We start from the raw sequence: 25,570 nt of genomic DNA on the forward strand, positions 1-25,570 counted from the left end.
CCTCCCCACTTACAGGGCGAAAACCGCAGCGCCTGGCCGCCCCACCTGCATATAAAGCCACCAACTTGATGCAAAATCCGCCACCGGAACTTCCCACCTGCCATCGAGGCTGATGCCCGGGATTGATACCTGCCCCACAGGAAACCCTCGGCTCGAACTTCCCCTCTGCGAGCGTCCTTGATGTGCGTTTTTTGTTCTGTCGCGCCACGGCCACATGACTAGCGGTTCAATGACCGGGACTGGTCATACAACCGTCCAAGAACTGATATAGTTCACATATTCTCACCACCCCGGGTGCAGCTGACGACCAACGATAACAAGAAGGAGAGCCCTCCCGTTGATTACCAAGGCCAAAGGCATTTTGCGGCACACCGCCAACGGTCTACAGGTGCGCCTTGTCCGTTTGTTACCGCGCCGCGTCCCGATTGCGTTCAAACTGGCGCTGGTCATGACCCTGCTGCTGGTGCTGGGGATGACGAGCCTGGGCCTGTTTATCAGCGATAACCAGAACCGCCTGATCCGGACCCAGCTGCATGAGTTCGGTAACACCATGGCCCTGCAGCTGGCGAAACTGGCCGGTGAACCGATTCTGTCAGAGAACGACCTGAACCTGCGCATGCTGACCGCCAACCTTGGCCAGGACGAGAAGATCCTCGGGGCGGGTATTTACGCTCGCGACGGCGAAGTACTGTCAGCGAGCGGCATCCAGCCGGACCTGACCGGCTCTCCTTTCGAGGCCGCCGGGCCTTTCGAGGCCGCCGGGGTCATATCCCGGCCCTGGTTCCGGGACACGGCTGGCGGCTCGCCCGAGCGGTTGATCAGCTTTATCGCCCCGGCCACCTACCTGGACGTCCGCGTGGGCTCGGTGGTGGTGACCCTGTCGGCATCGCAGATGGACCAGGCCGCAGCCCGGGCCCGCGATGCCATCATCTACGCCACCCTGGCCATGACCGTGCTGGCGTCCCTGCTGGCCTACTGGCTGAGCCGGCGCCTGTCGCTCCCAATCCACCACCTGATGGAAGCCACCCAGGCTATCCACCGCGGCGACCTGGCAACCCGGATCGAGCAGCAGCGCAACGACGAAATCGGCTACCTGTTCGAGGGCTTCAACAATATGGCGGCCGGGCTGCTGAGGAAATCGCAGGTCGAGCAGGTCTTCTCCCGCTATGTATCCAAAAACGTTGCCGACAAGGTACTCGCCAACCTGGATGAAATCCGGCTGGTGGACCGGCCGATTGAGGCAACGGTACTGTTCGCCGATATCACCGGTTTTACCGCGATGTCAGAAAAGCTCCAGCCGAGCCAGGTTTCCGAGCTGCTGAACGAGTATTTCTCGTATATCTCACGGGCCTGCTCACTGTATGGCGGCGTGGTCGACAAGTTTATCGGCGACTGTGCGATGCTGGCATTCGGTGTGCTGGAGGACGATACAGACCACGCGTTCAACGCGGTCAGCTGTGCAGTGTTGATTCAGCAACTGGCGGCACAGTTAAACGAGCAGCGCCGTGCCGACGGGCGGCCCGAAGTGCATTTTCGCATCGGCATCAACTGTGGCGCGATGCTGGCCGGTAACCTGGGTTCCGACGAACGGATGGAATACACGGTGGTCGGCGATGCCGTCAACCTGGCTTCCCGACTGTGCAGCGAGGCCCAGCCGGATCAGATTATCATTCAAAAACAATTATTCACCATGCTGCAGCCGCGCATCACCGCCCAGTCAGAGCGGACAATCCCGATCCGTGGCAAGTCAGCGCCGGTGGGGATCTATTCCGTGCAGGACATCCATCACAACGACCAACCACGGCTGCAGGCCAACCTGCAGAAGATACTGGATAGCCGGCCCAGCAAACAGGGCCGGAAGAAGGCAGCCGGCCATGTCTGATCGCCGCCTAGCGCTTGTATGGTTTTTGCTGTTGCCGCTGCTCCCGGCATGCAGCCTGGCCCCGACAGAGCAGCAGGCGCTGGAAGGTTTGCCAGCCGACACGCTGCAACAGGCCCAACAACAGTCCGCCGAACTCGGCCGGCTGCAGGGACTGGATACCGCGACGCCGGCCCAGCAACAGCAAATCAAGCAGTTGCACAGCAGCCTGCGACAATTCGAGCGCAACGCGATCCGTACCGCGAGCCAGCTGGAGAAACGGGAGGACTGGCAAGGCGCCGAGGAGGTATTGCAGGCAGCTACAGATGTACTGCCAGGCAACCAGGCACTGGACAGGGCACGGCAAGAGTTCTCAGAGCGACGTAAGTTACACGAGGAACGGCTGCGAATGGAGTTGGCGATCCACCGCGGTGAACAGTTACTGAAAGACGCCGAAGCCTACCAGCGCCTGCGTCAGCTCAAGGGCCCCGGCGTGCTGACCTGGCTGGAACAGAAGAATTTCCACCGCCAGTGCCGTGGGTCGGCACAGGCACTACAGGAGCACGCACAAAAGGCCTTGCAGCGGGGGGACTATGCCCTGGCCCAACACGGCTTGAAGGTTGCACGGCGCCTGTACGGCAACGACCTTCTGCAGGACAAGAACCAGCGAGAAAACATCGACCAGCAACTGGCAGTGGCCAACCGCCAGCTCCACCAGGCGAGACGCCAACCGGCCAGGCGCGCCCCGGACAGGGACAACAAGGCCCTGGTTACGGAATTGCAACAGGCCCTGGACGCCGGTGACCTGCCCGGCGCCCAGCAACAGCTGAAGCGGCTACGCCAACAGTCGCCGCAGGAGCCGCAACTACCGTCCCTGCAATCACAGCTCCAGACGCAGCTGAACGCCCGGGTAGACGCCGCGATCAAGCGCGGCAACGACCTCTACAGCGAGGGCAAAATCGAGCAAGCGGTGGAGATCTGGCGCGAAGCCAAAGCCCTGGACCCGGATAATGCCGAGTTGCTGACCAATATCGCCAGGGCCGAGAAGGTACTGGAAAACCTGAAAGCCCTGTCGTCGCCGCCCCGGGCCAAGCCTTAGGGGCTGTATCCCGGACTCCGGGTTATCTGTTTACCATTAATAAAAAATGAGGGCCGCCAAGGACAGACAATGCTCAATTTCCTGCTCTGGCTCATACTTTTCGTTCTCTGCTGGCCGCTGGCGCTGCTTGCGCTGCTGGTATGGCCATTCCTCTGGCTGCTGTCGTTGCCCTTTCGCCTCGTCGGTATCACCTTTGAGGCAATGTTTGCCTTCCTGCGTGCGGTGCTGTTGCTGCCAGCGCGTATCCTGGGGCATAAACCTGCGGCTTGAAAGCTATCTAGGACATCCATCAGGTCTCGGCCTGCGCTGTTCACTTCCTACAGGGGCCACTTCTGAGAGCAGCCCCTCAAGTCCCTGGAGATAGCGTCCATACGGTACGCAGTGCCTGCGGGCAGCTCGGCAAGCGGTGGTCGCACAGGATTCGCTATTGCGAGCGCTTCCGCTCTCCGCCAACTACCTCGCCCTCACGCGCCGGCGGCCGTGATACTGCGGCTCTCATGTGCCCGAAAAAGGTTACTTTAGCGCGACAAGTCACACCCCAGACATCATCTCCTATTTACCCGGGTAAGCCCGAGCCCTGACCTACATAGACGAAGGATAGCTCGATATTGACATTTGATAACTGTCCTTCTTATTCGTATTCCTCTGGGCTCTGCCTTACCCGGAGCGAAGATGCTTTACGCGCCAACTTAAGTTAATGGGTGTGCTTTTTATTTTTTGTCGTGTTACAGGAATCGAAATTAACGCTTCAGGAAATGAATCTATATTGAAAACATCCATTTGCTTCGTTATTTCAAATCTGCGGCTTCCAGCAAGGTATAAGTAAATCGGTTGCGCCGTAGCTTCGCCGACTTATTGGCTAACGATATGAGAATATTAAAGTCATTAATTCGCTGAAAAACCTGACAACCTGCTGAGTATCGGCCAACGCGCTCAGTAGTTCCGGTCTTGCGCGCGCGGTGGATATTAATACCATACCACCCTTCATAGATCTTCCCGGCCCGATCAAGCCGATTATCCCGGTTGCCATCACGCCACACCCTGACTTTGCCACCTCGCTGGACAAGGGCCTCGTATTTTCCCAGGTGCTTACCGAGGGTATAGGTATCCTCGTACTGATCCGGAACCAGAATTGCCACACCATCCTCATTCAGAAGCCTTTTCTGGCTATAATAAGAACCTGGATCAGTGGTTATGCTAAATTCCTCCGCGATCTGCCGACCCTGCTCATCGCGGTAAATCAAAAATAGCTTGTCATCAAAATTGTCAAACTGACTGGAGTGAGATCGGACACCAACGATATTAAGATGAAACGGGTTACTGTCATCCAATACCTTATACCCCTTCCTCTTCACGGCACGTAACACTCTCTCAGCAAGCGCGCCCCCTCCGGCACGAGGGCTATTGGCATTCTGAGCTCTCTGACGGTCCGGGGTAGAACCAGTTTGCCCAACGGGACTGCACACTTTAGGTTCCTTGTTAGCAAACAGAGCCGACCAGGTATTTCTTCCGATTACTCCATCAACGGAGAGTTTTTCGTTTCTCTGGAATAGACGGACCTGTTGCTCAGTCCCTGGCCCAAAAACTCCATCCACAAAAGTATTCTCATCGAGTTCTGGCAGGTGCCCGCAAAGCAGTCCCTGCGCCTTGCGTACGGATTTTCCTCGTGACCACTTACGTAGGGTCGGATGCCGAACCCTGTCAAATTGTTCTGTCACCGGGACCTCCTTGGCCGTGGGCGGCGGCCCGGGCGGCGTCCTCTACCACTCTCGACTGGCGACTCTACGATTTTTCCCGAGACCTTGCCTTCGGCTCTTTCGAGTTCAGTCATATAGGTTTTCAGGGCAGTGAGGGTTCCCTCTGACTGCTCCATGTTTAACCTCAGTTCCAGTTTGCATGTCGGGCATCGAACTGGCTGCGCTGCCAACAACGTATAAGGGTCAACCACAATGGGATGCTGGCACTGCGGGCACGGTAAACCAGGGACCCGGGAAAACTCTACCTGGGAACTCCTACTACCATTATCATGTTTCATTAGTTTCGTCCTGAACACTGAGATCTGCTGAATTCAACAGCCGCTCTATACCGAGCGGCAACGCCGACTGTGCCAGCTTTACGTTGACTTTCATATCGGCCTCCAGTGTTTGTTTTCCGTTAGAACGCGCCAGCCGAGTCGATAATCGTCTTTTCTTGCTGAACAGCCGTGGAAGACCTGAACTGGAAGAGCCACTTTCGACCTTACTTTCGACCTTGGTCACCTGATCAACCTTGGCAGCAAATTCGATAGTTGCCGTATCTACGGTCAAGAGAGGCAACGGAACCAGCGTAAGCGCAGGAATGCTGATACTGTGAGTTCGGACTTGGCCATCTGAATCACGGCGTTCCATATCAAACGTGACCATGCGTAAGGACAACGAACCATCATCTTTTCGATCAAACCCCACGGCCTCGATAAAATCGCTTGTACTTTGCGCCGCCTCTAACTCAGCTTCCACGAGCGCACTAACCTGAGCTCCCACCAGCTGGCCGAAGTCAACACTTTTAATCATTTTCATTCTCCAGTGCAGAACTATTCATCAACCAGCTGCTGGACGGATTCACCTTCTTGCTCCTCAATCTCCTGCCATCGCTGAGCGGTGAGGTCAACCGAAAAACTTATCCTGGAAATAGCGTCGGGGTTTAGTTCCGACAAAACTTCGGGCGCAGTCTGAACTCGCGGACGCACCACCCTCTTTCTTGGTTCGGCAGCCGTTAGCTTTGTATCAGTCGCGGCAACTATCCTGTCTATAGTTTTTAGGTCCGTTGCTGAGAGGTCCTTAACTTTGGCTGCGGATAATGCTTTCTTGATTTGATCCCTCATAACCGACTGGCGATCCTCGATTCGGCTACTCCGATCACTCTTGGCCACCCGCATAAACCTGGCCTCAAGGTTTTTCTTGAGTTTATCTCTGTCAGCTCGATTCCGGACAGCATCCGCCACCGGGCGCATTCGAAGAACCGAACCCGACAACCCTTCAAATACGGACTCAACACCACTAAGATTATCCCCTCCCACAGGAGAAGATTCAGCTTGGGAGAAAACGAATCGCAAGTCGACATCGACACTAGAAATATTTAGTGACGGAATACTAAATGTCCGCAAATCCGGATTTGCGCGATAATGCTGTGCAAGCTCCGCAGCCGCAACATCTGCCTGGAAGCGAGCATCGATCAGATCCTCAACCACTCCTTCCAACAGGGTTTTCAAATCCGTTTCCATAGCTCACTCCTTATTTCTAATTAGGGACTACTGGGCTTGGGCTCTGCAATGCTGGTTTCAAGCATGTCCAATACACGGCTCATACCATTAGGTATATCATCTTGTACAGCTCGAACATTGATATTGATGGTGTGTTCAGTCTTGTATCGATTGCTAGTGGCACTGGAAGATGAGTGCTTCGTCGACAAAGATGCCTTAAAGCCGACCTTTACAGGTGACAAGAAGTTACTGTACTTAATATTCAGGGATGCATCTGCGTCCACTGATGTGTCCCGCTTTTTGGTGCGCACCAGCTCTTCAGTTATCTTCGACGTGAAATCAATAGTCATGTCGTCGATACGAAGGTAAGGTATAGGAACAATAGTCAGTAAGGGAACACGAATGTCAGCCGTTCTGTCTGTACTGGTTTCAGCGTCATTTACCGTATAGGTGAAATTCACGTGCCTTGTCGCTCCCCATTCGGCACTATCGTCCATATTTTCAAAACCGACAGTGCGAATAAAGTCAATCGAAGACTGCGCTGCAAGTGCCTGCGCCTCCACCGCAGCTGTCATTGGCGCGCCTATCAACGTGCCATAAGGGATACTGCCAAGTATGCGATTTGCGTACGACATTTTCCTTTTCCTCTAATTAATTATTCATCCATGTTACGACCACAAAAAATACGTGGCGGTTTATCACCGCTTATCTATATTCAGATATGCGCATCAATAAAAGCATGTTAACAATGTCTACACAACCACATGTAATACCCTGTAATTGTCCTGCTAGTTTTTTATAAAGGCAGCGATTTTTTGCCAAATATATAAAGCACCCACGAAACATACAGCACCTCCCGCCACCGATATTGGAATTTCTATAGAAACAAGCAGAATACTTTGCATTCATACCGTTCTGTTTGCCCAGCGGTAACCAAGCCCGTAAGACCCTTATCTTCCCAATCTCTACTCTGTACTTCCACTGTGTATCACGCTGTGTTCAGCGGGTATTTCTGTACCGGCGGGATGATCGCACCGGGCAGTGCTTTGGGCATCCGCAGCAATGGATTGAGGACCGGATCCTGGAGCCTGGGCAGACTTTCCCGTGGATATCTGCGCCATTGCGGTAATGAGCAATCAATACCATGAGGTTCGGCACATCAACTCCGCGCAGGCGGCCAGCTGGGCGCTTCGCGAAGTGATGGCGCGCTGGCACCAGCTGTGCAAGAGCTCTCTGCTCCCAGCGCTTCATGCATGGTGAAATGCTGGATTCGGCAGAGCAGGCACGCCTTTCGGAGGCCGCGGAGGGCTGGCGCTCACGACTTGCCGATATCAGTTTGTTTATACGCTCCCTGAATGAGTCCATCGCCCGGGAGGCCAACCGGGAAGACCGGTGCAACGGTCGCTTCTGGGAAGGGCGCTTCAAGTCCCTGGCACTCCTGGATGAGTGGGCCCTGGCAGCTTGTATGGCTTACGTAGACCTGAACCCGATCCGTGCTACCTAGCCCTTGCCGCCTGAGAAAGCGCCACCCCTCACGCCGATGCGACCCTCCTGTACCTGAAAAAGCCACTTTGGCGCTCAAGGCCACAATTCAGGCATCTTGCTCCAGTTAGCCCGCCTGCCCGGCGTCACCCCCGCTTAGAGGAAGACTCTTCAGCTCGATATCCTCAGTTAGTGGGTGTCCTTTTTATTCATTGCTATTGAAACTGCCCGTTAACCGCTCCCGGCGTTCGTCCCCGCGCGTAACTTTTCAATGTCGCGCCTTGGTGGCGCGCCGAACAGGCGGCTGTACTCGCGGCTGAATTGCGACGGGCTTTCGTATCCCACCCTGTACGAGGCCGTGGAAGCGTCCAGGTGTTCGTTGAGCATCAGTCGTTTCGCCTCGCTCAGCCGCAACCACTTCTGGTACTGCAGCGGGCTCATGGCAGTGAGCTGGCGGAAATGGTGGTGGAAGGTCGGCGTGCTCATCTGCACCAACGCGGCCAGGCTTTCGATCCGCAATGGTGAAGTGTAATTCTCCTTCAGCCAGTCGATTGCCTTGGCAATGCGATAACCCTGACTGTCTACTGATGCGATTTGACGCAACAGGGCGGACTGGTCGCCCAACAACAGTCGGTAGTGAATTTCCCGCTGGATCAGTGGTGCAAGGACGTGAATGGCACCCGGCTCTGCGAGCAAGTTCAGAAGCCGCCGGAAAGGCTCCATGATCGCAGGCGTCATGGCACCCAATCCGGCACTGATCCCTTCTGGGCGCTCACCGAGCTGCGGCAAACCGCCCTGTGCAATCAATTCCGCCAGCATCCGGATATCGAGTTTCATGACCAACCCCAGGCAGGGATGCTCAGGACTGGCATCCAGCACTTGCGTGCTGCCCGGCAGGTCCAGCGAGGTAATCAGGTAGTTGGTCGTATCGTATGGATACGCCTCACCTCCGATCAGCATCTGTTTTGTGCCCTGCACGACCAGCACGATGCTCGGTTCAATCAGGCAAAAGTCTGGCTCCGTGGGCCTGTCGCGCCGAAAGAAAAGCAGGTCCGGGATCGGTGTCTCCCAGTCTCCAGTGCCCTGCGCCCAATCAGCGATTATTTGCGCCATCTCCCGCTGAAACGGACGAATCTGTGCGCTGTGATCGAAAGCTTTCACCATAAAATGTCCCTGCCTCTTTAGGATGCACTATAACTCAGGACCAAACGAACCCACCAGCAAAGACGATGAGACGCCATAGGATCAGGCAAGAAGACAATCGTATCGCTCTAACGACCTGGCGGGACGGTGCGGGAGAATAGCTTCTACAGCAGGAGGGGCGGACAGCCCCTACCAGCGGGCCCAGAACCACCGGAAGACTACCGCAGTCATCAACCCAAGGTGGCAGGAACCCGAGGCCGGACTTCTGCCCGGGGGCCCAGGCAAACCTGCTTCTGGTCTTGCCTGAAGCAACTGAACAGCAATGCAATTCCGAAACCCATGTCATGAGGAGGCTTCCATGATAGATAACGTGAAAGGCAAAGTAATTGTGATTACCGGCGCCAGCAGTGGTAATGGTGAAGCCGCTGCACGCCACCTTGCGGAGCGCGGCGCAATCGTTGTCCTCGCGGCGCGCCGCAAGGACCGCATCGAGGCGCTGGAAAAAGAGCTGGCATCTACCGGACACCAGGCGAAAGCGATAGTGACCGATGTCGCCGATAAAGAGCAGGTTAAAAAGCTGCTCGACACAACTGTGGAGACGTTCGGCAAGGTCGACGTGCTGGTCAATAATGCGGGTTTGATGCCCCTGGCCCCACTCGAGCAGCTTAAAACCGATGAATGGGACCAAATGATCGATGTCAATCTCAAGGGCACGCTGTACGGCATCGCTGCCGCACTGCCACATATGGCGAAGCAAAAGTCCGGACACATCATCAACGTGTCGTCCGTCTACGGACATAAGCTCGGGCCCGACGCCACCGTGTACTGCGCGACCAAGCATGCCGTGCGGACACTTTCCGAGGGGCTCCGCCAGGAGGTCAAGCCCTACAACATCCGCACGACCATCATCTCCCCCGGAGCCGTGGCAACAGAGCTGCTCGAGCATATCAGTGATCAAGAGATCCAGGCGCAGACAAAGGATTTTGTCAGCCAGATCGCCATTCCCGCCGACAGCTTTGCGCGCATGGTAGCGTTTGCGATCAATGAGCCGGAAGACGTGGACGTGAACGAAATCCTATTCCGCCCGACGGCCCAACCGATCTGATTTGGGGTGCCAGCTGAATTCCCGGGGATATTTCCCGGGAATTCAGGCCACTGATCACCTTCACCTCAATGCAAATGGAGAGGGAGTATGGTTCACCAGATTCACAAAACCTCTGCTTTTATAGCCAGCCAGGTAAAGGCGTCGGTCATCGGCTTTGCCGCGGCCTGCCTCCTGGTAGGCGCACTCACAGCTGCCCCACCGGCCGCTGCGGAAACGAAAGCCAACATCAAGGAGAGTGCAATGATCTTGCGAAAAAACGGCTCACAGGACTCCATCAAGGGTCCGGCTGATTGGTTTACCGGTGATGTGCGTATCGACCCGATTCACCTGGAGGCACAGGAGCCTTCACGACTTACGTCCGCACTCGTCACGTTCGAGCCGGGTGCTCGAACCAACTGGCATACCCACCCGCTCGGGCAGCTACTGATCGTGACCTCGGGAAAGGGTTGGACACAATGCGAGGGTGAACCCCGTGTCGAGGTTAACGCAGGGGACAGCATCTGGTGCCCACCCGGCCACAAGCACTGGCACGGGGCGACCAGCAGCACAGGCATGAGCCATATTGCCGTTCAGGAAGCACTGGATGGAAAAAACGTTGAATGGCTCGAGCCCGTGACGGATGAACAGTACCTCGATTAAGCCAAGGCCCGGGCTTCCCTGCGAAATCACATGCAGGGATTGCGGGGAAATGCGACTATATGGGACAGCCAGCAAACATAAAGCATCCGCCGCCAGGGGTATTCAGCTTTCTGTGGGCACAGGAAAAGTACTGTACATATATTCACACCATGTGCCGAGCAATGACCAGGACGCGCACGACTCTTATCTGCCCCAGCACCACGCCGTACTACCACTGCGTGTCACGCTGTGTACGGCGAGCATTCCTGTGCGGGGGGAGGGGGGTGATCGCACCGGACAGTGCTCTGAGCACCGGCGGCACTGGATTGAGGACCGGATGTCGGAGCTCGGGCGAATTTTTCCCCTGGATATCTGCGCCTATGTGGTAATGAGCAATCACTACCACGTGGTCCTGCACATCAACTCCGCTGAAGCGGCCAGCTGGGAGGACCGGCGCAGCGGTCGCTTTTGGGAGGGACGGGCACTCCTGAATGAACAGGCCCTGGCAGCCTGTATGACCTATGTGGACCTGAACCCGATCCGGGCCTATATGGCGAAAACACCCGAATCCTCGGACCACACCTCTATCAAGTGACGAGTCCCGGCGGCCAGGGCCGGCTTCCAGCCCGGGGAGCTGATGCCCTTCGCCGACAACCCCCGCGATCCGATGCCCGAAGAGATGTCCTTGCGGCTACGGGACTATACCAAACTGGTGGACTGGAGCGACCGCTGCCTGCGTGAAGACCAGCGCAGAGCCATCGACAGCAAACTACCACCCATCCTCGAGCCCCTGCAGATAGATTCCAGGCACTGGCTCTACCTCTACCGGCACTTCGAGAGCTGTTTCAAAAGCCTGTTGGGCAGTTCGCAGCGCCGGGAAAGCGCTGGTCCCACGGGGTTCGCGAATGCGAGCGCCCCCTTTCACCGCCAGCTACCTAGCCCTTCCTTGTAAGAAGTCGCCACCCGTCACAACTATGCAGTCCTCCTGTATCTGAAAAGGCCACTTTGGCGCGTAAGACCACATCAAAAGAGTCTTGACCCAGTTAAACTCCCTGCCCGAATTGAGCCTCGTTTCGGGGAAGACTCTTCAACACGCCATCCTCAATTGGTGGGTGTCCTTTTTATTCTGTCAGTTAGTGGATGACCTTTTTATTTCTCCCTTTCTATTTGTTTACCGTACAAGGGACGTACAGAGTTTCGTCGCCCCTTGCAGCGTGTGGTCATGCCTGCCTTACTGGACGTCGTATATACGTATTACAGCGACTTTGCCTTCCTCGATTTCTAGAATTTCTAACTTATGGTTGGTGTAACTGTTTCGTTTACCGTTATCGGGATGCACACCACTGGCTTCCTGGTTATAACGGAGTGCAACTCCGTTCTTGCCGAATGAAAGAACCTCAATCAGCTCGGCCTCATATTTATCATGAGAAGCTAGATAGTAGGTCATGCCTTTGCGCATCCGGTCTTTTGCATCAGGCGATCGAGAGTCATCCGTATCAAATGGTATATGTTGATGCCCCACATCATCCTTCAGCAAGGACAGATAGTTCTCGATATCCTCTGGTTTAGCGTTTGGCCTTTGAGTGGCCACAAATGCCTGAAAATATTCATTCGCGAATTTTTCGGCATCAAATTCTGTTTCTTGGGCAGAAGACGCGATGGTCGATAAAGTTAAAGCTATAAACAGGAACATCTTATTCATATTATTATCCTCTGGTTTCTGTAAATGATGCCCAACTCAGTGGATTAGTTGGGCTCAGCGGAAGCTGACCCGCTGCATCTGCCTGTCATGCACTTCCCTATAACGGTAAAGGCTACAATATTGAATTGGATGGATGAGCGACTGAGCACTCACAGCACCATTAAACCCTTTATTTCGGCACCTGAAAAGCAAGATTGTATTCGGCCTACACTCACGAGCACCCAATGCTTATATCAACTTGTTTGGACCGGTATAGAGCTATCCAGGACATCCATCAGATATAAAGCATCCTCGACCTACGCTATTGCACTTTCTACTGAGGGCTTCAGGTCCCACGCACTCGTGGATGAACGGGCCCTGGCAGCCTGGATGGCTTACGTGAAACCGAAACGCCATCCGGGCCAGGATGGCGAAGACACCGGAATTGTCAGCTGACGCCTCCATAAAGCAAGAGTTCTCGGCGGCTGAGAACGGCACCCCGCCCTGGGGCCTGGTGTCCCTCGGGCAGCTGGACTTTGTAGAGCTGGTGGACTGGAGGGGGCTGCTGCCTGCGTGAAGACCAGCGCAGAGCCATCGACAGCAAACTAGCACCCATCCTCGAGCTCCTGCAGATAGATCCCGGGCACTGACTCTACCTCAACCGGCACTTCGAGAGCCGCTTCAAAAGCCCGGTGGGCAGCGCCCACGCGGTGCGCAGCGCCTGTGATCAGCTCGGCAAGCACCGGGCCCACGGGATTCGCGATTGTGAGCGGTTCCTTCCATCGCCAGCTATCTGGCTCCTCCCTTGCAAGAAGGCGCCACCCGTCACGACTATGCAGTCAGCCTTTATCTGAAAAGGCCCCTTTGGCGCGTAACGCCACACTACAAGCATCTTGGCCCAGCTAGACCGCTTTCCCGAATTCACCCTCACTTAGAGAAGGCTCTCTAGCCTGATACCTGCAGTTGGTGGGTGTCCTTTTTATGCCTAATTGCTATTGGGGCGCCTGGAGTTGTGCCGGGCACTGGGGAAAAGCGCAGCTGCTGAGTAAACTTCCAGCAGTTTGCAACAGAGGGTGTGTCGCTATGCGCTATGCCATCGCAGTTCTGTTCAGCTTTGCCGTCGGGCTGGCGTGGGCGGATGATCGGGTGAGGTCCCTGCCCAGCGGCGCCTCACAAATCCTTGTAGGCGGCCAGACGTATTACTATTGGGTAGGTTCATTCTACCGGTCGGCCAAAGGTGGTTTTGTCCGCGTGGATTCCCCACTGGGCGCGCGGGTGCCGAATGTTCCAGGCAGCAGCGGTACCTTCACCATGGGTGGTGAGCGCTACTATGTCACTTCCAGGGGCACCTTCTTCGTATACGAACCTGACGGCGACGATTTCACGGTCGTAACCCCGCCCTATGGCTGGCGCGACTATTACAGCTACAGCGCGCCGCAGAGAATTGCCTCACTTGCCCCACCAACTCCGGCCCCGGCTCCGGCTCCTGCTCCGGTAGCGCCGCCTCCGGAAGTACGCCGGGTCTACCCGCTCCCCGCGCCGGGTTATCGCGGCGGCGGTGACTACGGAAGCTACCGCGGTGAATACGAGGGTTATTACGGGCGCTACCGTTTCCGCGACGATATCCGAGGTGAAAGTTACCGCGAGCTCCAGTCGACATGCCGTCGCGTCGCCTCGGATCAATCGCGTCGTGCCAGGGTCGGCCCCTACCGCCGCGAGCCGGGCAGCTTCCGGGACGAGTATGCGCGTTGCATGCGCTATTACTAGCTACCTGTCATAGGCAGTGCAGCTTAAGGAGCAGGCTTGTTACTGTAGTGATGGATAGGGGGAGTAAGTTTTTTGGGAAGAGCCGGGCACTGTGATGCACCCGGTTCTCTAATTTCAATCCGCTGATTGTGACAATGCGCGGTGCTGTATAAGGCCTCTCTACACCTGAAAAAGCCTTGTTGACGCAGAGGGCCACTCCCCTACCGTCCCTTCCTAACTACATCCCTGAGGCCGAGTGCAACCTCCCCATGAGGAAGGATCTTGAGTGCAGCAACAAGGGACACCCAAAAAACATAAAGCATTCGCCGCCAGAGCTATTGAGCTTTCTGGGGACACAGGCAAAATACTGTATACATATACAGACCTCATACCCAGCGATGACCAGAGCACGTAAAACGCTAATCTGTCCAGGCACCACGCCGTACTACCACTGCGTCTCTCGCTGTGTACGGCGGGCATTCCTGTGCGGGCAGGACGATCGCACCGGACAGTGCTTTGAGCATCGCCGGCAATGGATTGAGGACCGGATGTTGGAGCTCGGGCGGGTTTTTGCCCTGGATATCTGCGCCTATGCGGTAATGAGCAATCACTACCATGTGGTCCTGCACATCAACTCGGCGGAGGCGGACAGCTGGGACCTTCACGAAGTGGTGGAGCGCTGGCATCGGCTGTACAAGGGCTCCCTGCTCTCCCAGCGATTTCTGCGCGGTGAAACACTGGGATCAGTTGAGCATGCCCGCCTCTCGGAGGTCGCGGAGGGCTGGCGTACACGACTTACCGATATCAGTTGGTTTATGCGTTCCCTCAACGAGTCCATCGCCCGCGAGGCCAACCGGGAGGACCGGTGTAGCGGTCGCTTCTGGGAGGGACGCTTCAAGTCCCAGGCACTCCTGGATGAGCGGGCCCTGGCAGCCTGTATGGCCTACGTGGACCTGAACCCCATCCGGGCCAGGATGGCGAACACACCGGAGTCGTCAGCACACACCTCCATCAAACGACGGGTCTCAGCTGCTGATGAGGGCATCCAGCCCGGGGAGCTGATGCCCTTCGCCGGCAACCCCCGCGATCCGATGCCAGAAGGAATGCCCTTCCGGCTCCAGGACTACCTGGAACTGGTGGACTGGAGCGGCCGCTGCCTGCGTGAAGACAAGCGCGGAGCCATCGATAGCGAACTACCACCAATCCTTGAGCGCCTGCAGATAGATCCCAGGCACTGGCTCTACCTCAACCGGCACTTCGAGAGCCGTTTCAAAAGCCTGGTGGGCAGTGCCCACGCTGTCCGCAGCGCCTGTGAGCAACTCGGCAAACGCTGGACCCATGGGATTCGCGATTGCGAGCGCTTCCTTTCACCGCCAGCTACCTAGCCTTTTCCGTCCAAGAAAACGCCACCCGTAACGCCTATGCAGCCCTCCTGTACCTGAAAAGGCCACTTTGGCGCATAAAGCCACACTTGAGGCATTTCTACCCAGTTAGAGCGTCTGCCGGAGTTCACCCTCGCATAGAGAAAGGCTGTTCAGCCGGATATCCTCAGTTGGTGGGTGTCCTTTTTATTATTACTCGCATAGAGAAAGGCTGTTCAGCCGGATATCCTCAGTTTGTGGGTGTCCTTTTTATTCCCCCCTCCCTTGGAGTTCTGTCAATAACTGTACGGCGATGAACACTAAACCTTTACTTTCATAACCGGGTGAGCCCGATCAGCACCACCACCTGGAAACTTCGAGAAACATACAGGATCATGATCTGCAATGCCTGGCCCATAAATACTGTCATTATGGTAAAAAACATCCGTACCATTTTCGGAGATAAACCCCCACCGATATCGAGCATCACGCACCGAGCCCAAATAACGCTGTTCAATGGGGTAGCAAAGCGTTTCACACTCTTGCACCAATTCTCTCGCTGTAGGCCGGTCTTCTATCGTACGAGACATACAACGAGTTGCAAGTGCATAAATCTGTTGCACTAAGCCTGCAAACTGAGGGTTTACAAGTAGCTCTTCGGGTAACGCGGGCTCTTTATCAGACAGAATTTCTGTAATCGCCATTAAACCTGTTCCAAACGGCTTAGTGCCGGTCAGAACTTCATACATCATCGCACCAAGTGACCAAACATCGGATGGGTAGGCAGTTTTATCGGGAGCACTAATTGCTTCAGGAGACATATAAGGTAGCGCGCCCACAGCAGTTTGAGAGTTTGTAATGCTCTCCCCTCCTCCTACTGCTGCTTCAGTCAACTCTTCATCAGCCAGCTTCGCGATGCCGAAATCAGTAATTTTTACTGCTTCTATACTGACATCTCCAACAAGCATAATGTTGCTTGGCTTTAAATCCCGGTGAACCACGCCTGCGTCGTGCGAAACCCAAAGGCCTTTACTTAAATTATGAAACAATCTCGCAACTAAATAAGGGTCAACTGCGTAAAATTTTCGCAACAGGCCCTTATCTAAATCATTCCCCTCAATAAACTCTTCAGCGAGATAGGATCGCTCATCAAATTCAAGATAATCCAATGTCTTTGCGACATTTGGGTGGTTCACCCTTGCTGAAACCACAGCACTTCTACGAAAACGTTTCTGCGCCGCATTATTTTTTGGGGTTTTTAGCGCGACATACCTTCCCAGTAAAATATCTTTAGCAAGATACACAAATTGCATGCCACCTTCACCGACATACTCCTGAATTTCGTATCTTTCCCCAACCAAATCTCCGTTGCCATGAGGACCAATCACAGAACCACCTCCGGATTCGAGACATCAAAGGTAATGAATGCTCTTTCGTAGTATTTCCTACTAGCCGAACCTAGAGAAACAACGCATGAGCCAGGTATTTCTTCTCCAACATCCGGCTCTCGATTGTTTATGTAGGCCTCTCCCTGTCGATCTTTGACATAAAATCCGAGTCCGTTATATTCAATCTTTAACGAACCAACAGTATTTAGAGCAAGGGAAATCAATCTATTTCCAGAGTTCAAATTATGATATTTACCTTTATGTGTAGCTATAGCCTGGTGACGATCACGAAGCAGGTACTTAGAAAGCAACCTATGTACATCCGCCATGAGAGGCCTATTTTCAGCATTTTCGCTCAGGCACCCTAAAAGTACATCTTGGATTGGGACATCAAGATGAGAAAAAATTGTTCTAACCTGCGATTCAGAAAGAGGGGAAGGAGGCACCATTAGCAGCTCATCTGGCAAGCTTTTGCTTAACAAAAATATTGCCGTCGCACCAAATGCGTACACATCAACAGCTGGCGTAAAATCGACATGATCACCGGAAAATAGCTCCGGAGCAGCGAATCCATAGGTACCTTTAAAACCTACAGTATGGGCGCCAAGATCAGTTGGGCGAGCCAAGCCAAAGTCAAAGACTTTCACAATACCCTTTTCGTCTAACTTCATATTATTAGGCTTTACATCTCTATGGATGATTCCCGCCTCATGAATATCAGCTAGTCCTTTTGAAATTTGCCACAGGCATTTCAAGTAATTTTCGGGACTAGACTGAGGGAAATGGCTATCCCACAGATCTTCTCCATCAATATACTCTTCGACAATTCCAGCCAGGGAATCGCCTTCATAAACTACATCAAATACCTGAACAACATGGTTTGACCTAAGACTCATCAACCCCTGAAGCTCATCAACCAGCCTTTCCTTTTCACTTTCGGAGAGAATGGTCTTAATAGCCACATTACGTTCTAGATGAGAATCCATATAAATGCTTACGGAACCAAAACCACCACTACCACAAGCACTAACCAGCTGATATCTACTTGGTATATCCACTGTCATCCATCCTTAGAGTCATCAAATTTCATTTTCAACTGAGGTTTATTTTTTCGACTACTGGCTTCATCATCTTTTTTCCCCGGAGCTTCCGCTTTTGGCTTCCGCTTTTTGTGGCCACCGGTAGACTTTTTATTGCCAGCTGACTCAGATGATTTTTTAACAAGAGACTCTTTTTTATCTGGATCTGACACAATGGGGCTGGCATTACCGCTACTCCTGCCCACGTCTTGCACTGCATCCGTACTGGGAACTGAATTATCTATAAATAATTGTAAATCCCCAAAGGAGTCCCAAATTTCCAAGAGACCAGCCACCGGCCCTCGGAAAAAGTCCCAACTTTCCTCTGGTCGAAGCTGTACTATGCAAGTGGCGTTGTCATTTCCGCCCAACCATTTAGACATTTCAGTAAGCCTAAATGCAGCCACACCTGATTCAGAAGCGTTTTTGGCGACTTTCTCAAGCACTTCCGATGCCATAAAATGAACACCATCGGTTGAAATCAGCCAACCTTTTGACTCCTGAGGGAAGGGAATTGAATTCGGAACAATATCGCCACCCATCCCGACAAACTGAATTAATTCATGTCTGCCCTGGAATAGATTCCCATCATTCCCAAATTGACCTTCTAAAGTATCGTCTTTTGAAAGCTGCTTAAGATTTCCTTCAATAATTCCATAGACTCGACTATCCCCGACATTGACTGCATACATTTTGCCGGTTTCAGCGAAACAAATAGCGGATAACGTGGCACCACCGCGTCCATGATGTGCATGGTGAACATGCTTATCTGCCGTCAAGACGGCTTCATGCAACATTTTCTCAATTGGGGCTTCGATGTGCTGTAAACATCCCATTAAGAATGAAGAAACAGCTTTTACCGCACAATCTAGACCGGATTCCATGCCCCCCATTCCATCCGCGGTAACACAAATTATTCTGCTGGATGATTCCTTTTTCGTAAATCTAGCTACTACTGCTCGATCTTGGTTTTCATCTCGGACCGATCCTAGGTCAGTTGATAGCGCTATATTCGAGGCACCAACTCGCCGAACACCATTGGACTTGGTCCTCCTCTTAAGCCAAGTTTCTATCAGGGAAACATAGTTAGTACTTGATTTCATTTAAGACTACTCGCTAAAAGCATCCATTTTCATCTATCGCACAACAAAAAAATTCTTTGTATTTCTATACTAAGCACCACTTACCGCTGAGGGTCACAATTGCCTAGTTTTCCGAGCTTGGGACGACTTAAGCAACAGACCAAAAGGACAAGATCAAAGGTACTTTATTCTAGGATTATTCAGAAAGGGAGCATAACATCTTATCCACTTTTCCTCTCCTGAACGCTCACCTGGCGCTACTGGGTTTAGAGATTTGCACACACCCAAACAAGCAGAAATTAAGCAGAGCCCGACGCAGCTCGAGTAGCGTCCCTAGTTAACGGCGACGAATAATAGTGACAGGGGAGCAAAAGACGACTTATACGCTAGCCCGGCAGACACCTTCAAAGCCAAGCGGAATCCAGCCCCTAAATTTCCACTTTGGACTTAATATGGACTTAAATTTGAGACACAAAAAAGCCCGCACAAGGCGGGCTTTTTCGATCAAATAATGGTCGGAGTGGCCGGATTTGAACCGACGACCACCACACCCCCAGTGTGGTGCGCTACCAGGCTGCGCTACACTCCGACGGAGGCAAACCAGGCGCTCAGTTTTGCCCTCTGCGGGCGCTAAGTGCTTGATTTGTAAGGGGCATCGCATTGCGATGAGGCGCAAATCATACATTGTTGGCCGGGGAATGCAAGCCCGGATTCGCTTCATTTTACCAACCCTGGAAACCTCTGAAGCACGTCGCGAGCGGGTGGCTGGTGGTGGCCGCCGGAGCGCAGTAACCGGAGTGTACTGAAGTACATGAGGATTGCGAGCACCGCCGGACGCCGCCAGGCGCCCGCGCAGTAGTGATTCAGGGGTTTCCGTCAGGTTTCCAGCAGGGTTAGGACACCCTCCAGCTCGGCAATCACCTGCGGCAGTACCTGCTGCAGCTGCACCTTCTCCGCCTGCTGGCTGCCGGCTTCCATCTGGTGGCGGGCGCCGCCGATGGTGTAGCCCTCCTCGTACAGGAGTGCGCGGATCTGGCGGATCAGGAGGACATCCTGGTGTTGGTAGTAGCGGCGGTTGCCACGGCGCTTGACCGGGCTGAGCTGGGGGAATTCCTGTTCCCAGTAGCGCAGTACATGTGGCTTGACCGCGCAGAGCTCGCTGACCTCTCCGATGGTGAAATAGCGCTTGCCCGGGATAACAGGCAGTTCGCTATTGTTGCTCGCTTCCAGCATCTTCTTCTACTCGTGCCTTAAGTTTTTGTCCCGGCTTGAAGGTCACCACCCTGCGTGCAGAAATGGGGATCTCCTCGCCGGTCTTGGGGTTCCGTCCCGGGCGTGGGCTTTTGTCGCGAAGGTCGAAATTGCCGAAGCCGGACAGCTTTACCTGCTCGTTACTCTCGAGCGCATTGCGGATCTCCTCGAAAAAGTATTCGACGATCTCCTTTGCCTCACGCTTGTTGAAGCCCAGCTCTTCGTACAGTTTTTCGGCGAGCCCGGCCTTGGTCAGTGCCTCTGTCATTGGTTCCTACCAACAGATTCAGAGGCGTCAGTCCCGGATCGGAAGCGGCCCAAACCGCGGCGGCTTTCAACCCGGGAGCTGACGCTCTCGGGGTGCCTTAACCCGTAGTACCACCGGGCTAAACCGCTTGCACCCCGAGCGGAGCCGGGGGTCAGCGCAAGCTGGCGTTATATTTTTGTTCTAGCTGCTTAACCACTGCGTCAACCGCGGCAGTGATTTCTTCGTCATTAAGGGTGCGCGACGGATGCTGAAAGGTCAAGCCCATAGCGACACTTTTTCTATTGAAATCAATGCCTTCGCCCTGATAGACGTCAAAAATCTTGAGGTCCGTCAACATTTCGCCGGCGGTCTCGGCAGCAGTTTCCACCAGATTGGCGGCCTGAACATCGGCGTCGATCAGCAGGGCCAGGTCGCGGCGCACGGCCGGGAAGCGTGACAGCGGGCTGAATGCCGGCAGGCGCGCCTCGCCAATGGCGTCCAGGTCCAGCTCGAAAACGAAGGCTGCCTTGGGCAGGTCCAGCTGCTTCTGCAGCTGCGGGTGCAGGGCCCCCAGCACACCCACCTCGCGCTCGCCGCGCAGGATGCGGGCACACTGGCCCGGGTGCAGCGCCGGGTGCTCACCGGCCACGAAGCGGAACTCGTCGGCGGCGTTGGTCTCGGCCAGCAGGGCCTCCACGTCGGCCTTGATATCGTAGAAGTCCACCCAGTCCTTACCGCCGGTCCAGCTCTCCGCCTGGCGGGTGCCGTAGACCAGGCCGGCCAGCATCGGCTGCTGCTGCAGGTCGGTGCCGGGCACGAATCGCAGGCCGGTCTCGAACAGGCGCACGCGCTCCTGCTGGCGGTTCAGGTTGTACTGCAGTGCCTTGCACAGGCCCGGGATCAGCGAGGTGCGCATTACCGCCAGGTCGGCGCTGATCGGATTCTGCAGTGCCACCGGCTCGGCCTTGGGGTCGAACAGGGCCGCGGACTCGCGATCGATAAAGCTGAAGGTGATGGCCTCGTGGTAGCCACGGGCTAACAGGGTCTGCTCCAGGGCGGTGCCGTCCAGCTCCACCTCGTGCTCGGGCAGGATATCCAGCGCGGCACTGAAGCTGATGCTGGGGATGCGGTTGTAGCCGTACACCCGCGCCAGCTCTTCCAGCAGGTCGGCCTCGATGGCCAGGTCGAAGCGGAAGCTGGGGGCCAGGAAGGTCCAGCCGGCGTCGTCCTGGTCGATCTTCTCCAGGCCCAGGCGGGTGAGGATATCGATGATCTCGTCATCGGCGATCTGTACGCCCAGGCCGCTCTCGACCCGCGCGCGGCGCAGGGTGATGTGGCGCTCGGCGGGCATGGCGTCGTTCAGCTCGCGCAGGTGTACCGGGCCCGGCTCGCCGCCGACGATGTCCAGCAGCAGTTGGGTGGCGCGCTCCACGGCCTTTTCCTGCAGGCGGTAGTCCACGCCGCGCTCGAAGCGGTGCGAGGAGTCGGTGTGCAGGCCGTAGGAACGGGCCTTGCCGGCGATGGCCAGCGGGCTGAAGAAGGCGCTCTCCAGGAAGATGTCGCGGGTCTGGCCGGTAACGGAAGACTCCTCGCCCCCCATGATGCCGGCCATGGCCAGCGGCTTGCTGTCGTCGGTGATCAGCAGGGTGCCGTCGTTCAGGGTCACTTCCTGGCCGTCCAGCAGGGTCAGTTTCTCGCCCTGCTCTGCCAGGCGCACCTTGATGCCGCCGTCCAGCTTGGCCAGGTCGAAGGCGTGCATTGGCTGGCCCAGCTCCAGCAGGACGTAGTTGGTGACATCCACCACCGGGTCGATGCTGCGCAGGCCGGCGCGGCGCAGGCGCTCCTGCATCCACAGCGGGGTGGTGGCGCTCACGTCGATATTGCGGATCACGCGGCCCACGTAGCGCGGGCAGGCGTCGCCGGCCATCAGGGACACCGCCAGGCTGTCGTCGATGGTGGCGGCCACCGGCTCGATGGCCGGGCCCTCGACCGGGCAGCGGTTGAGCACGCCCACTTCGCGGGCGATACCGGCAATCCCCAGGCAGTCGGAACGGTTGGGGGTCAGGTCCACCTCGATGGCCACGTCGTCCAGCTGCAGGTATTCCCGCAGGTCGGTGCCGGTGGGGGCATCGGCGGGCAGCTCCCAGATGCCGTCGCTGTCCTCACCCAGTTCCAGCTCGGTCTGGGCACACAGCATGCCGAAGCTCTCGACGCCGCGGAGCTTGGCTTTCTTGATCTTGAAGTCACCGGGCAGCTTGGCGCCCACCAGCGCGAACGGGATCTTGATGCCGGCGCGGGCATTGGGGGCGCCGCACACCACCTGCATTTCGCCCTCCGGGTGGCCGGCCACGGTGCAGACCCGCAGCTTGTCGGCGTCCGGGTGCTGTTCGCAGGCGAGGATCTCGCCCACCACCACGCCGGTGAAGTCCCCGGCCACCGGCTCGATGCCGTCCACTTCCAGGCCGGCCATGGTGACCTGGTCGGCCAGTTCCTGCGCGGAGAGTTGCGGGTTTACCCATTCCCGCAGCCATGCATTGCTGAATTTCATAGTCGTTCTCTGTCCGAATTCTGTTTTGCTGTCTGTTCTTCGTTTTGCCGGGGGCGGTCGTTGCCGCTCTTCCCGGGTCGCGGCCAGCGGCCGCACCTACGGGGCTTTAGAACTGCTTGAGGAAGCGCAGGTCGTTGTCGAAGAACAGGCGCAGGTCGTTGACGCCGTAGCGCAGCATGGCCAGGCGCTCCACGCCCATGCCGAAGGCAAAGCCGGTGTACTCGTCGCTGTCGATGTTGCAGGAGGCGAATACGTTCGGGTGCACCATGCCGCAGCCCATGACTTCCAGCCAGCCGGTGCCGGAGCAGACGCGGCAGCCCTCGCCGCCACAGGCGGTGCACTGGATGTCCACCTCGGCGGAGGGCTCGGTGAACGGGAAATAGGACGGGCGGAAACGCACCGGTACGTCGGCCTCGAAAAAGGCCTTCAGGAACTGGTCCACGCAGCCTTTCAGGTGCGCGAAGCTGACGCCCTTGTCCACCACCAGGCCTTCCACCTGGTGAAACATGGGGGAGTGGGTCACGTCCGAGTCGCAGCGATAGACGCGGCCCGGGCAGATAATACGGATCGGCGGCGCCGCCTTCTCCATGGTGCGGATCTGCACCGGGGAAGTGTGGGTGCGCAGCACGGTGGACGGGTCGATGTAAAAGGTGTCGTGCATCGCCCGCGCCGGGTGGTGCGCGGGAATATTGAGCGCCTCGAAGTTGTGGTAGTCGTCCTCGATCTCCGGGCCCTCTTCCACGGCAAAGCCCAGGCGCACGAACAGTTTCTCGATGCGGCGCAGGGTGCGGGTGACCGGGTGGGCGTTGCCGGGCGCCTCACCGCGGCCCGGCAGGGTCACGTCGATGGTCTCGGCGGCCAGCTTGGCGTTGATGGCGGCCTCTTCCAGCGCGATGCGGCGGGCGTTGATCTGCTCCTGCACCTGCTGCTTGGCCTCGTTGATCCTGGCACCGGCGGCGGGGCGTTCCTCGGCGGAAAGCTTGCCCAGGCCCTTCAGCAGCGCGGTCAGCTGGCCCTTCTTGCCCAGGTAATCGACGCGCACCTGGTCCAGCCCGGCCAGGTCTTCCGCCTTGGCCACGGCGTCCAGCGCCTGTTCGGTGAGGGACTGCAAATCTTGCATTGAATCGTTCCCGTTTGACTTCAATTTTTCTTCGTGACTCTGATACGTATGCTTCGGGCCCTGCTTGCCCCCGGGCCTGCCAACCCGTGAATGATAGGCGACATGCGGGCATCGTATCCGGTTGGCACAGGCGGCCTGCCTGTTTTGTGGCCGCCGGCACAAAAAAATAGGGAAGGGCCACTACAGCCCTTCCCTACTTTTAAGGTTCAGTCTTTCAACTGAAACGCTACTTAAGCTGCCAGGGCTGCCTTGGCTTTTTCCACTACGGCAGCAAAAGCGGCTTTGTCGTATACAGCCAGGTCGGCCAGGACACGACGGTCCAGGGCGATGTCAGCCTTTTTCAGGCCGGCAATCAGGCGGCTGTAGCTCAGGCCCTCGGAACGGGACTGGGCGTTGATACGAGTGATCCACAGGGCGCGGAAGTTACGCTTCTTGACACGACGGTCACGGTAAGCGTACTGGCCGGCCTTGATCACCGCCTGCTTGGCTACGCGGAATACGCGCGAACGCGCACCGTAGTAACCCTTGGCCTGCTTCAGAATTTTCTTGTGACGACGACGCGCCTCTACACCACGTTTAACACGGGCCATAACTCTATCCTCTTAAACCTGTTAGCGATGGGCCAATTACTTGGCGCGCAGCATACGATCGACCAGGGTGGCATCAGACTTGTTCATAGTCGTGGTGCCGCGCAGCTGACGCTTACGCTTGGTGGTCATCTTGGTGAGGATGTGGCTCTTGTTGGCGTGCTTGTGCTTGTAGCCCGCAGCCGTCTTCTTGAAGCGCTTGGCGGCGCCACTATGGGTCTTTGCTTTCGGCATTTTGTACTCCAAAAGTAATTGTGCCTGCGAACAGGCTTAACGTAGAACCGCCGGCGGGCCGGCGGCGTTGCGGGAGTGAGGAGGCAGCCGTCGCCCAATCACTTCCCGAGAGGAGGCCCGGCGGTTACCCGCCGCGACTCACTTCTTCTTTTTGCTCGGTGCGATGACCATGATCATCTGGCGGCCTTCCATCTTCGGCCGCTGCTCCACCGTGCCCAGCTCCTCGAGGTCTTTCTCGATGCGCTGCATCATTTCCATCCCCAGCTCCTGGTGGGCCATCTCGCGGCCGCGGAAGCGCAGGGAAATCTTCGCCTTGTCCCCCGCTTCCAGGAAGCGGGTCAGGTTGCGCAGCTTGATCTGGTAGTCCCCGATATCGGTACCGGGGCGGAACTTCATTTCCTTGATCTGCTGCTGCTTCTGTTTCTTCTTGGCAGCATTTTTGGCCTTCTTGGCTTCAAAAATGTGCTTACCGTAGTCCATGATCTTACAGACTATCGGATCGGAGTCCGGCGCAATTTCAACGAGATCCAGATTGGCCTGCTGAGCTTTCTCCAGCGCTTCCTCGAGGGTGACAATGCCAACCTGCTCGCCGTCGGCGCCGATCAGGCGTACCTGTGATGCCTCAATCTGATCATTAATGCGGGCCTTCTTGGACCGTCCCTTGTTGTCTCGTTTAATAGCTATCGTCTCCAGTTACCAAAGA

General features: G+C 56.0%; 27 protein-coding genes and 1 tRNA gene. 11 read left to right on the forward strand and 17 right to left on the reverse strand.

Annotated features, from left to right (window positions below):
* Nucleotides 1-337: 337 nt before the first annotated feature.
* The 3 genes from LVD11_RS09600 to LVD11_RS09610 all read left to right on the forward strand — a co-directional run bounded on the left by LVD11_RS09600 (nt 338) and on the right by LVD11_RS09610 (nt 3,227).
* A complete protein-coding gene (locus LVD11_RS09600; protein ID WP_237058422.1) occupies nt 338-1,882 on the forward strand; it encodes an adenylate/guanylate cyclase domain-containing protein in 1,545 nt (514 codons plus the stop codon).
* Nucleotides 1,875-2,957 (forward strand): tetratricopeptide repeat protein, encoded by a 1,083-nt coding sequence (locus LVD11_RS09605; RefSeq protein WP_237058424.1) that lies wholly within the window; start codon nt 1,875-1,877, stop codon nt 2,955-2,957. The genes LVD11_RS09600 and LVD11_RS09605 overlap by 8 nt, the downstream gene beginning before the upstream one ends.
* Before the next feature lie 69 nt (nt 2,958-3,026).
* Nucleotides 3,027-3,227: a hypothetical protein gene (locus tag LVD11_RS09610; protein ID WP_237058426.1), complete on the forward strand. Its 201-nt coding sequence runs from the start codon at nt 3,027-3,029 to the stop codon at nt 3,225-3,227.
* A gap of 518 nt (nt 3,228-3,745) precedes the next feature.
* Here the strand turns inward: LVD11_RS09610 and LVD11_RS09615 are convergent.
* The 4 genes from LVD11_RS09615 to LVD11_RS09630 all read right to left on the reverse strand — a co-directional run bounded on the left by LVD11_RS09615 (nt 3,746) and on the right by LVD11_RS09630 (nt 6,830).
* Entirely contained in the window at nt 3,746-4,675 is a 930-nt protein-coding gene (locus tag LVD11_RS09615) for a peptidoglycan-binding domain-containing protein (protein WP_237058428.1), read from the reverse strand.
* Between the two features lie 306 nt (nt 4,676-4,981).
* Nucleotides 4,982-5,506, reverse strand: a complete 525-nt coding sequence (locus LVD11_RS09620) for a DUF2589 domain-containing protein (RefSeq protein WP_237058430.1) — start codon at nt 5,504-5,506, stop codon at nt 4,982-4,984.
* Nucleotides 5,507-5,526: 20 nt separating this feature from the next.
* Complete coding sequence (locus tag LVD11_RS09625) at nt 5,527-6,216, reverse strand: hypothetical protein (RefSeq protein ID WP_237058432.1); 690 nt, start codon at nt 6,214-6,216, stop codon at nt 5,527-5,529.
* 20 nt (nt 6,217-6,236) lie between these two features.
* Nucleotides 6,237-6,830, reverse strand: a complete 594-nt coding sequence (locus LVD11_RS09630) for a DUF2589 domain-containing protein (protein ID WP_237058434.1) — start codon at nt 6,828-6,830, stop codon at nt 6,237-6,239.
* Between the two features lie 626 nt (nt 6,831-7,456).
* On the opposite strand from LVD11_RS09630, the gene LVD11_RS09635 reads away from it, so the two are divergent.
* Nucleotides 7,457-7,699, forward strand: a complete 243-nt coding sequence (locus LVD11_RS09635; protein ID WP_237058436.1) for a hypothetical protein — start codon at nt 7,457-7,459, stop codon at nt 7,697-7,699.
* Between the two features lie 209 nt (nt 7,700-7,908).
* Here LVD11_RS09635 and LVD11_RS09640 read toward each other — a convergent pair whose 3' ends face one another.
* Entirely contained in the window at nt 7,909-8,841 is a 933-nt protein-coding gene (locus LVD11_RS09640; protein ID WP_237058438.1) for an AraC family transcriptional regulator, read from the reverse strand.
* 337 nt (nt 8,842-9,178) lie between these two features.
* On the opposite strand from LVD11_RS09640, the gene LVD11_RS09645 reads away from it, so the two are divergent.
* From LVD11_RS09645 to LVD11_RS09660, 4 genes are all read left to right on the forward strand, one after another.
* Nucleotides 9,179-9,925, forward strand: a complete 747-nt coding sequence (locus tag LVD11_RS09645) for an SDR family oxidoreductase (RefSeq protein ID WP_237058440.1) — start codon at nt 9,179-9,181, stop codon at nt 9,923-9,925.
* A gap of 240 nt (nt 9,926-10,165) precedes the next feature.
* Nucleotides 10,166-10,564, forward strand: coding sequence for a (R)-mandelonitrile lyase (locus LVD11_RS09650; protein ID WP_237058442.1), 399 nt, complete (start codon nt 10,166-10,168; stop codon nt 10,562-10,564).
* A 316-nt stretch (nt 10,565-10,880) separates the two neighbouring features.
* Nucleotides 10,881-11,138, forward strand: a complete 258-nt coding sequence (locus LVD11_RS09655; RefSeq protein ID WP_237058444.1) for a hypothetical protein — start codon at nt 10,881-10,883, stop codon at nt 11,136-11,138.
* A gap of 42 nt (nt 11,139-11,180) precedes the next feature.
* Nucleotides 11,181-11,495 (forward strand): hypothetical protein, encoded by a 315-nt coding sequence (locus LVD11_RS09660; RefSeq protein ID WP_237058447.1) that lies wholly within the window; start codon nt 11,181-11,183, stop codon nt 11,493-11,495.
* Nucleotides 11,496-11,774: 279 nt separating this feature from the next.
* Here the strand turns inward: LVD11_RS09660 and LVD11_RS09665 are convergent, their stop codons facing one another.
* Nucleotides 11,775-12,245, reverse strand: a complete 471-nt coding sequence (locus LVD11_RS09665; protein WP_237058450.1) for a nuclear transport factor 2 family protein — start codon at nt 12,243-12,245, stop codon at nt 11,775-11,777.
* A gap of 406 nt (nt 12,246-12,651) precedes the next feature.
* On the opposite strand from LVD11_RS09665, the gene LVD11_RS09670 reads away from it, so the two are divergent.
* The 3 genes from LVD11_RS09670 to LVD11_RS09680 all read left to right on the forward strand — a co-directional run bounded on the left by LVD11_RS09670 (nt 12,652) and on the right by LVD11_RS09680 (nt 15,355).
* On the forward strand, nt 12,652-12,801 hold the full coding sequence (locus tag LVD11_RS09670) for a hypothetical protein (RefSeq protein ID WP_237058452.1): 150 nt from the start codon (nt 12,652-12,654) through the stop codon (nt 12,799-12,801).
* Between the two features lie 506 nt (nt 12,802-13,307).
* Nucleotides 13,308-13,991: a DUF6515 family protein gene (locus tag LVD11_RS09675; RefSeq protein WP_237058454.1), complete on the forward strand. Its 684-nt coding sequence runs from the start codon at nt 13,308-13,310 to the stop codon at nt 13,989-13,991.
* Nucleotides 13,992-14,368: 377 nt separating this feature from the next.
* Nucleotides 14,369-15,355 carry a transposase gene (locus LVD11_RS09680; protein WP_237058456.1) on the forward strand — a complete coding sequence of 329 codons (987 nt, stop codon included), beginning with the start codon at nt 14,369-14,371 and terminating at the stop codon, nt 15,353-15,355.
* A gap of 296 nt (nt 15,356-15,651) precedes the next feature.
* Here LVD11_RS09680 and LVD11_RS09685 read toward each other — a convergent pair whose 3' ends face one another.
* From LVD11_RS09685 to infC, 11 genes are all read right to left on the reverse strand, one after another.
* Entirely contained in the window at nt 15,652-16,719 is a 1,068-nt protein-coding gene (locus tag LVD11_RS09685; RefSeq protein ID WP_237058458.1) for a serine/threonine-protein kinase, read from the reverse strand.
* Nucleotides 16,716-17,777, reverse strand: a complete 1,062-nt coding sequence (locus LVD11_RS09690) for a serine/threonine-protein kinase (protein ID WP_237058460.1) — start codon at nt 17,775-17,777, stop codon at nt 16,716-16,718. The genes LVD11_RS09685 and LVD11_RS09690 overlap by 4 nt, the downstream gene beginning before the upstream one ends.
* Before the next feature lie 2 nt (nt 17,778-17,779).
* Nucleotides 17,780-18,901: a PP2C family protein-serine/threonine phosphatase gene (locus LVD11_RS09695; RefSeq protein WP_237058462.1), complete on the reverse strand. Its 1,122-nt coding sequence runs from the start codon at nt 18,899-18,901 to the stop codon at nt 17,780-17,782.
* A 491-nt stretch (nt 18,902-19,392) separates the two neighbouring features.
* Nucleotides 19,393-19,469, reverse strand: a tRNA-Pro gene (locus LVD11_RS09700).
* A 287-nt stretch (nt 19,470-19,756) separates the two neighbouring features.
* The gene (locus LVD11_RS09705; protein WP_232941773.1) at nt 19,757-20,113 is read right to left on the reverse strand and encodes a MerR family transcriptional regulator; all 357 of its coding nucleotides are present in this window, start codon (nt 20,111-20,113) and stop codon (nt 19,757-19,759) included.
* Nucleotides 20,091-20,399, reverse strand: a complete 309-nt coding sequence (gene ihfA, locus LVD11_RS09710) for an integration host factor subunit alpha (RefSeq protein ID WP_232941771.1) — start codon at nt 20,397-20,399, stop codon at nt 20,091-20,093. The genes LVD11_RS09705 and ihfA overlap by 23 nt, the downstream gene beginning before the upstream one ends.
* 151 nt (nt 20,400-20,550) lie before the next feature.
* Entirely contained in the window at nt 20,551-22,926 is a 2,376-nt protein-coding gene (gene pheT / locus LVD11_RS09715) for a phenylalanine--tRNA ligase subunit beta (protein ID WP_237058464.1), read from the reverse strand.
* Between the two features lie 106 nt (nt 22,927-23,032).
* Complete coding sequence (gene pheS / locus LVD11_RS09720) at nt 23,033-24,046, reverse strand: phenylalanine--tRNA ligase subunit alpha (protein ID WP_237058466.1); 1,014 nt, start codon at nt 24,044-24,046, stop codon at nt 23,033-23,035.
* 230 nt (nt 24,047-24,276) lie between these two features.
* Nucleotides 24,277-24,636: a 50S ribosomal protein L20 gene (gene rplT, locus LVD11_RS09725; protein ID WP_073271297.1), complete on the reverse strand. Its 360-nt coding sequence runs from the start codon at nt 24,634-24,636 to the stop codon at nt 24,277-24,279.
* A gap of 36 nt (nt 24,637-24,672) precedes the next feature.
* Nucleotides 24,673-24,867, reverse strand: a complete 195-nt coding sequence (rpmI, locus tag LVD11_RS09730) for a 50S ribosomal protein L35 (protein WP_091508623.1) — start codon at nt 24,865-24,867, stop codon at nt 24,673-24,675.
* Nucleotides 24,868-25,005: 138 nt separating this feature from the next.
* Entirely contained in the window at nt 25,006-25,560 is a 555-nt protein-coding gene (gene infC, locus LVD11_RS09735; RefSeq protein ID WP_255701187.1) for a translation initiation factor IF-3, read from the reverse strand.
* Nucleotides 25,561-25,570: the final 10 nt, after the last annotated feature.

The sequence above is a fragment of the Microbulbifer sediminum genome, assembly GCF_021729035.1.
Classification (GTDB): Bacteria; Pseudomonadota; Gammaproteobacteria; order Pseudomonadales; family Cellvibrionaceae; genus Microbulbifer; species Microbulbifer sediminum.

Coding starts and splice junctions, on each gene's coding strand:
- LVD11_RS09605 (WP_237058424.1), top strand. CDS start 1,875: ATGTCTGATCGCCGCCTAGCGCTTGTATGGTTTTTGCTGTTGCCGCTG.
- LVD11_RS09610 (WP_237058426.1), top strand. CDS start 3,027: ATGCTCAATTTCCTGCTCTGGCTCATACTTTTCGTTCTCTGCTGGCCG.
- LVD11_RS09620 (WP_237058430.1), bottom strand. CDS start 5,506: ATGATTAAAAGTGTTGACTTCGGCCAGCTGGTGGGAGCTCAGGTTAGT.
- LVD11_RS09625 (WP_237058432.1), bottom strand. CDS start 6,216: ATGGAAACGGATTTGAAAACCCTGTTGGAAGGAGTGGTTGAGGATCTG.
- LVD11_RS09630 (WP_237058434.1), bottom strand. CDS start 6,830: ATGTCGTACGCAAATCGCATACTTGGCAGTATCCCTTATGGCACGTTG.
- LVD11_RS09635 (WP_237058436.1), top strand. CDS start 7,457: ATGCTGGATTCGGCAGAGCAGGCACGCCTTTCGGAGGCCGCGGAGGGC.
- LVD11_RS09640 (WP_237058438.1), bottom strand. CDS start 8,841: ATGGTGAAAGCTTTCGATCACAGCGCACAGATTCGTCCGTTTCAGCGG.
- LVD11_RS09645 (WP_237058440.1), top strand. CDS start 9,179: ATGATAGATAACGTGAAAGGCAAAGTAATTGTGATTACCGGCGCCAGC.
- LVD11_RS09650 (WP_237058442.1), top strand. CDS start 10,166: ATGATCTTGCGAAAAAACGGCTCACAGGACTCCATCAAGGGTCCGGCT.
- LVD11_RS09655 (WP_237058444.1), top strand. CDS start 10,881: ATGTCGGAGCTCGGGCGAATTTTTCCCCTGGATATCTGCGCCTATGTG.
- LVD11_RS09660 (WP_237058447.1), top strand. CDS start 11,181: ATGCCCTTCGCCGACAACCCCCGCGATCCGATGCCCGAAGAGATGTCC.
- LVD11_RS09665 (WP_237058450.1), bottom strand. CDS start 12,245: ATGAATAAGATGTTCCTGTTTATAGCTTTAACTTTATCGACCATCGCG.
- LVD11_RS09670 (WP_237058452.1), top strand. CDS start 12,652: ATGGCGAAGACACCGGAATTGTCAGCTGACGCCTCCATAAAGCAAGAG.
- LVD11_RS09675 (WP_237058454.1), top strand. CDS start 13,308: ATGCGCTATGCCATCGCAGTTCTGTTCAGCTTTGCCGTCGGGCTGGCG.
- LVD11_RS09680 (WP_237058456.1), top strand. CDS start 14,369: ATGACCAGAGCACGTAAAACGCTAATCTGTCCAGGCACCACGCCGTAC.
- LVD11_RS09695 (WP_237058462.1), bottom strand. CDS start 18,901: ATGAAATCAAGTACTAACTATGTTTCCCTGATAGAAACTTGGCTTAAG.
- LVD11_RS09705 (WP_232941773.1), bottom strand. CDS start 20,113: ATGCTGGAAGCGAGCAACAATAGCGAACTGCCTGTTATCCCGGGCAAG.
- ihfA (WP_232941771.1), bottom strand. CDS start 20,399: ATGACAGAGGCACTGACCAAGGCCGGGCTCGCCGAAAAACTGTACGAA.
- pheT (WP_237058464.1), bottom strand. CDS start 22,926: ATGAAATTCAGCAATGCATGGCTGCGGGAATGGGTAAACCCGCAACTC.
- pheS (WP_237058466.1), bottom strand. CDS start 24,046: ATGCAAGATTTGCAGTCCCTCACCGAACAGGCGCTGGACGCCGTGGCC.
- rplT (WP_073271297.1), bottom strand. CDS start 24,636: ATGGCCCGTGTTAAACGTGGTGTAGAGGCGCGTCGTCGTCACAAGAAA.
- rpmI (WP_091508623.1), bottom strand. CDS start 24,867: ATGCCGAAAGCAAAGACCCATAGTGGCGCCGCCAAGCGCTTCAAGAAG.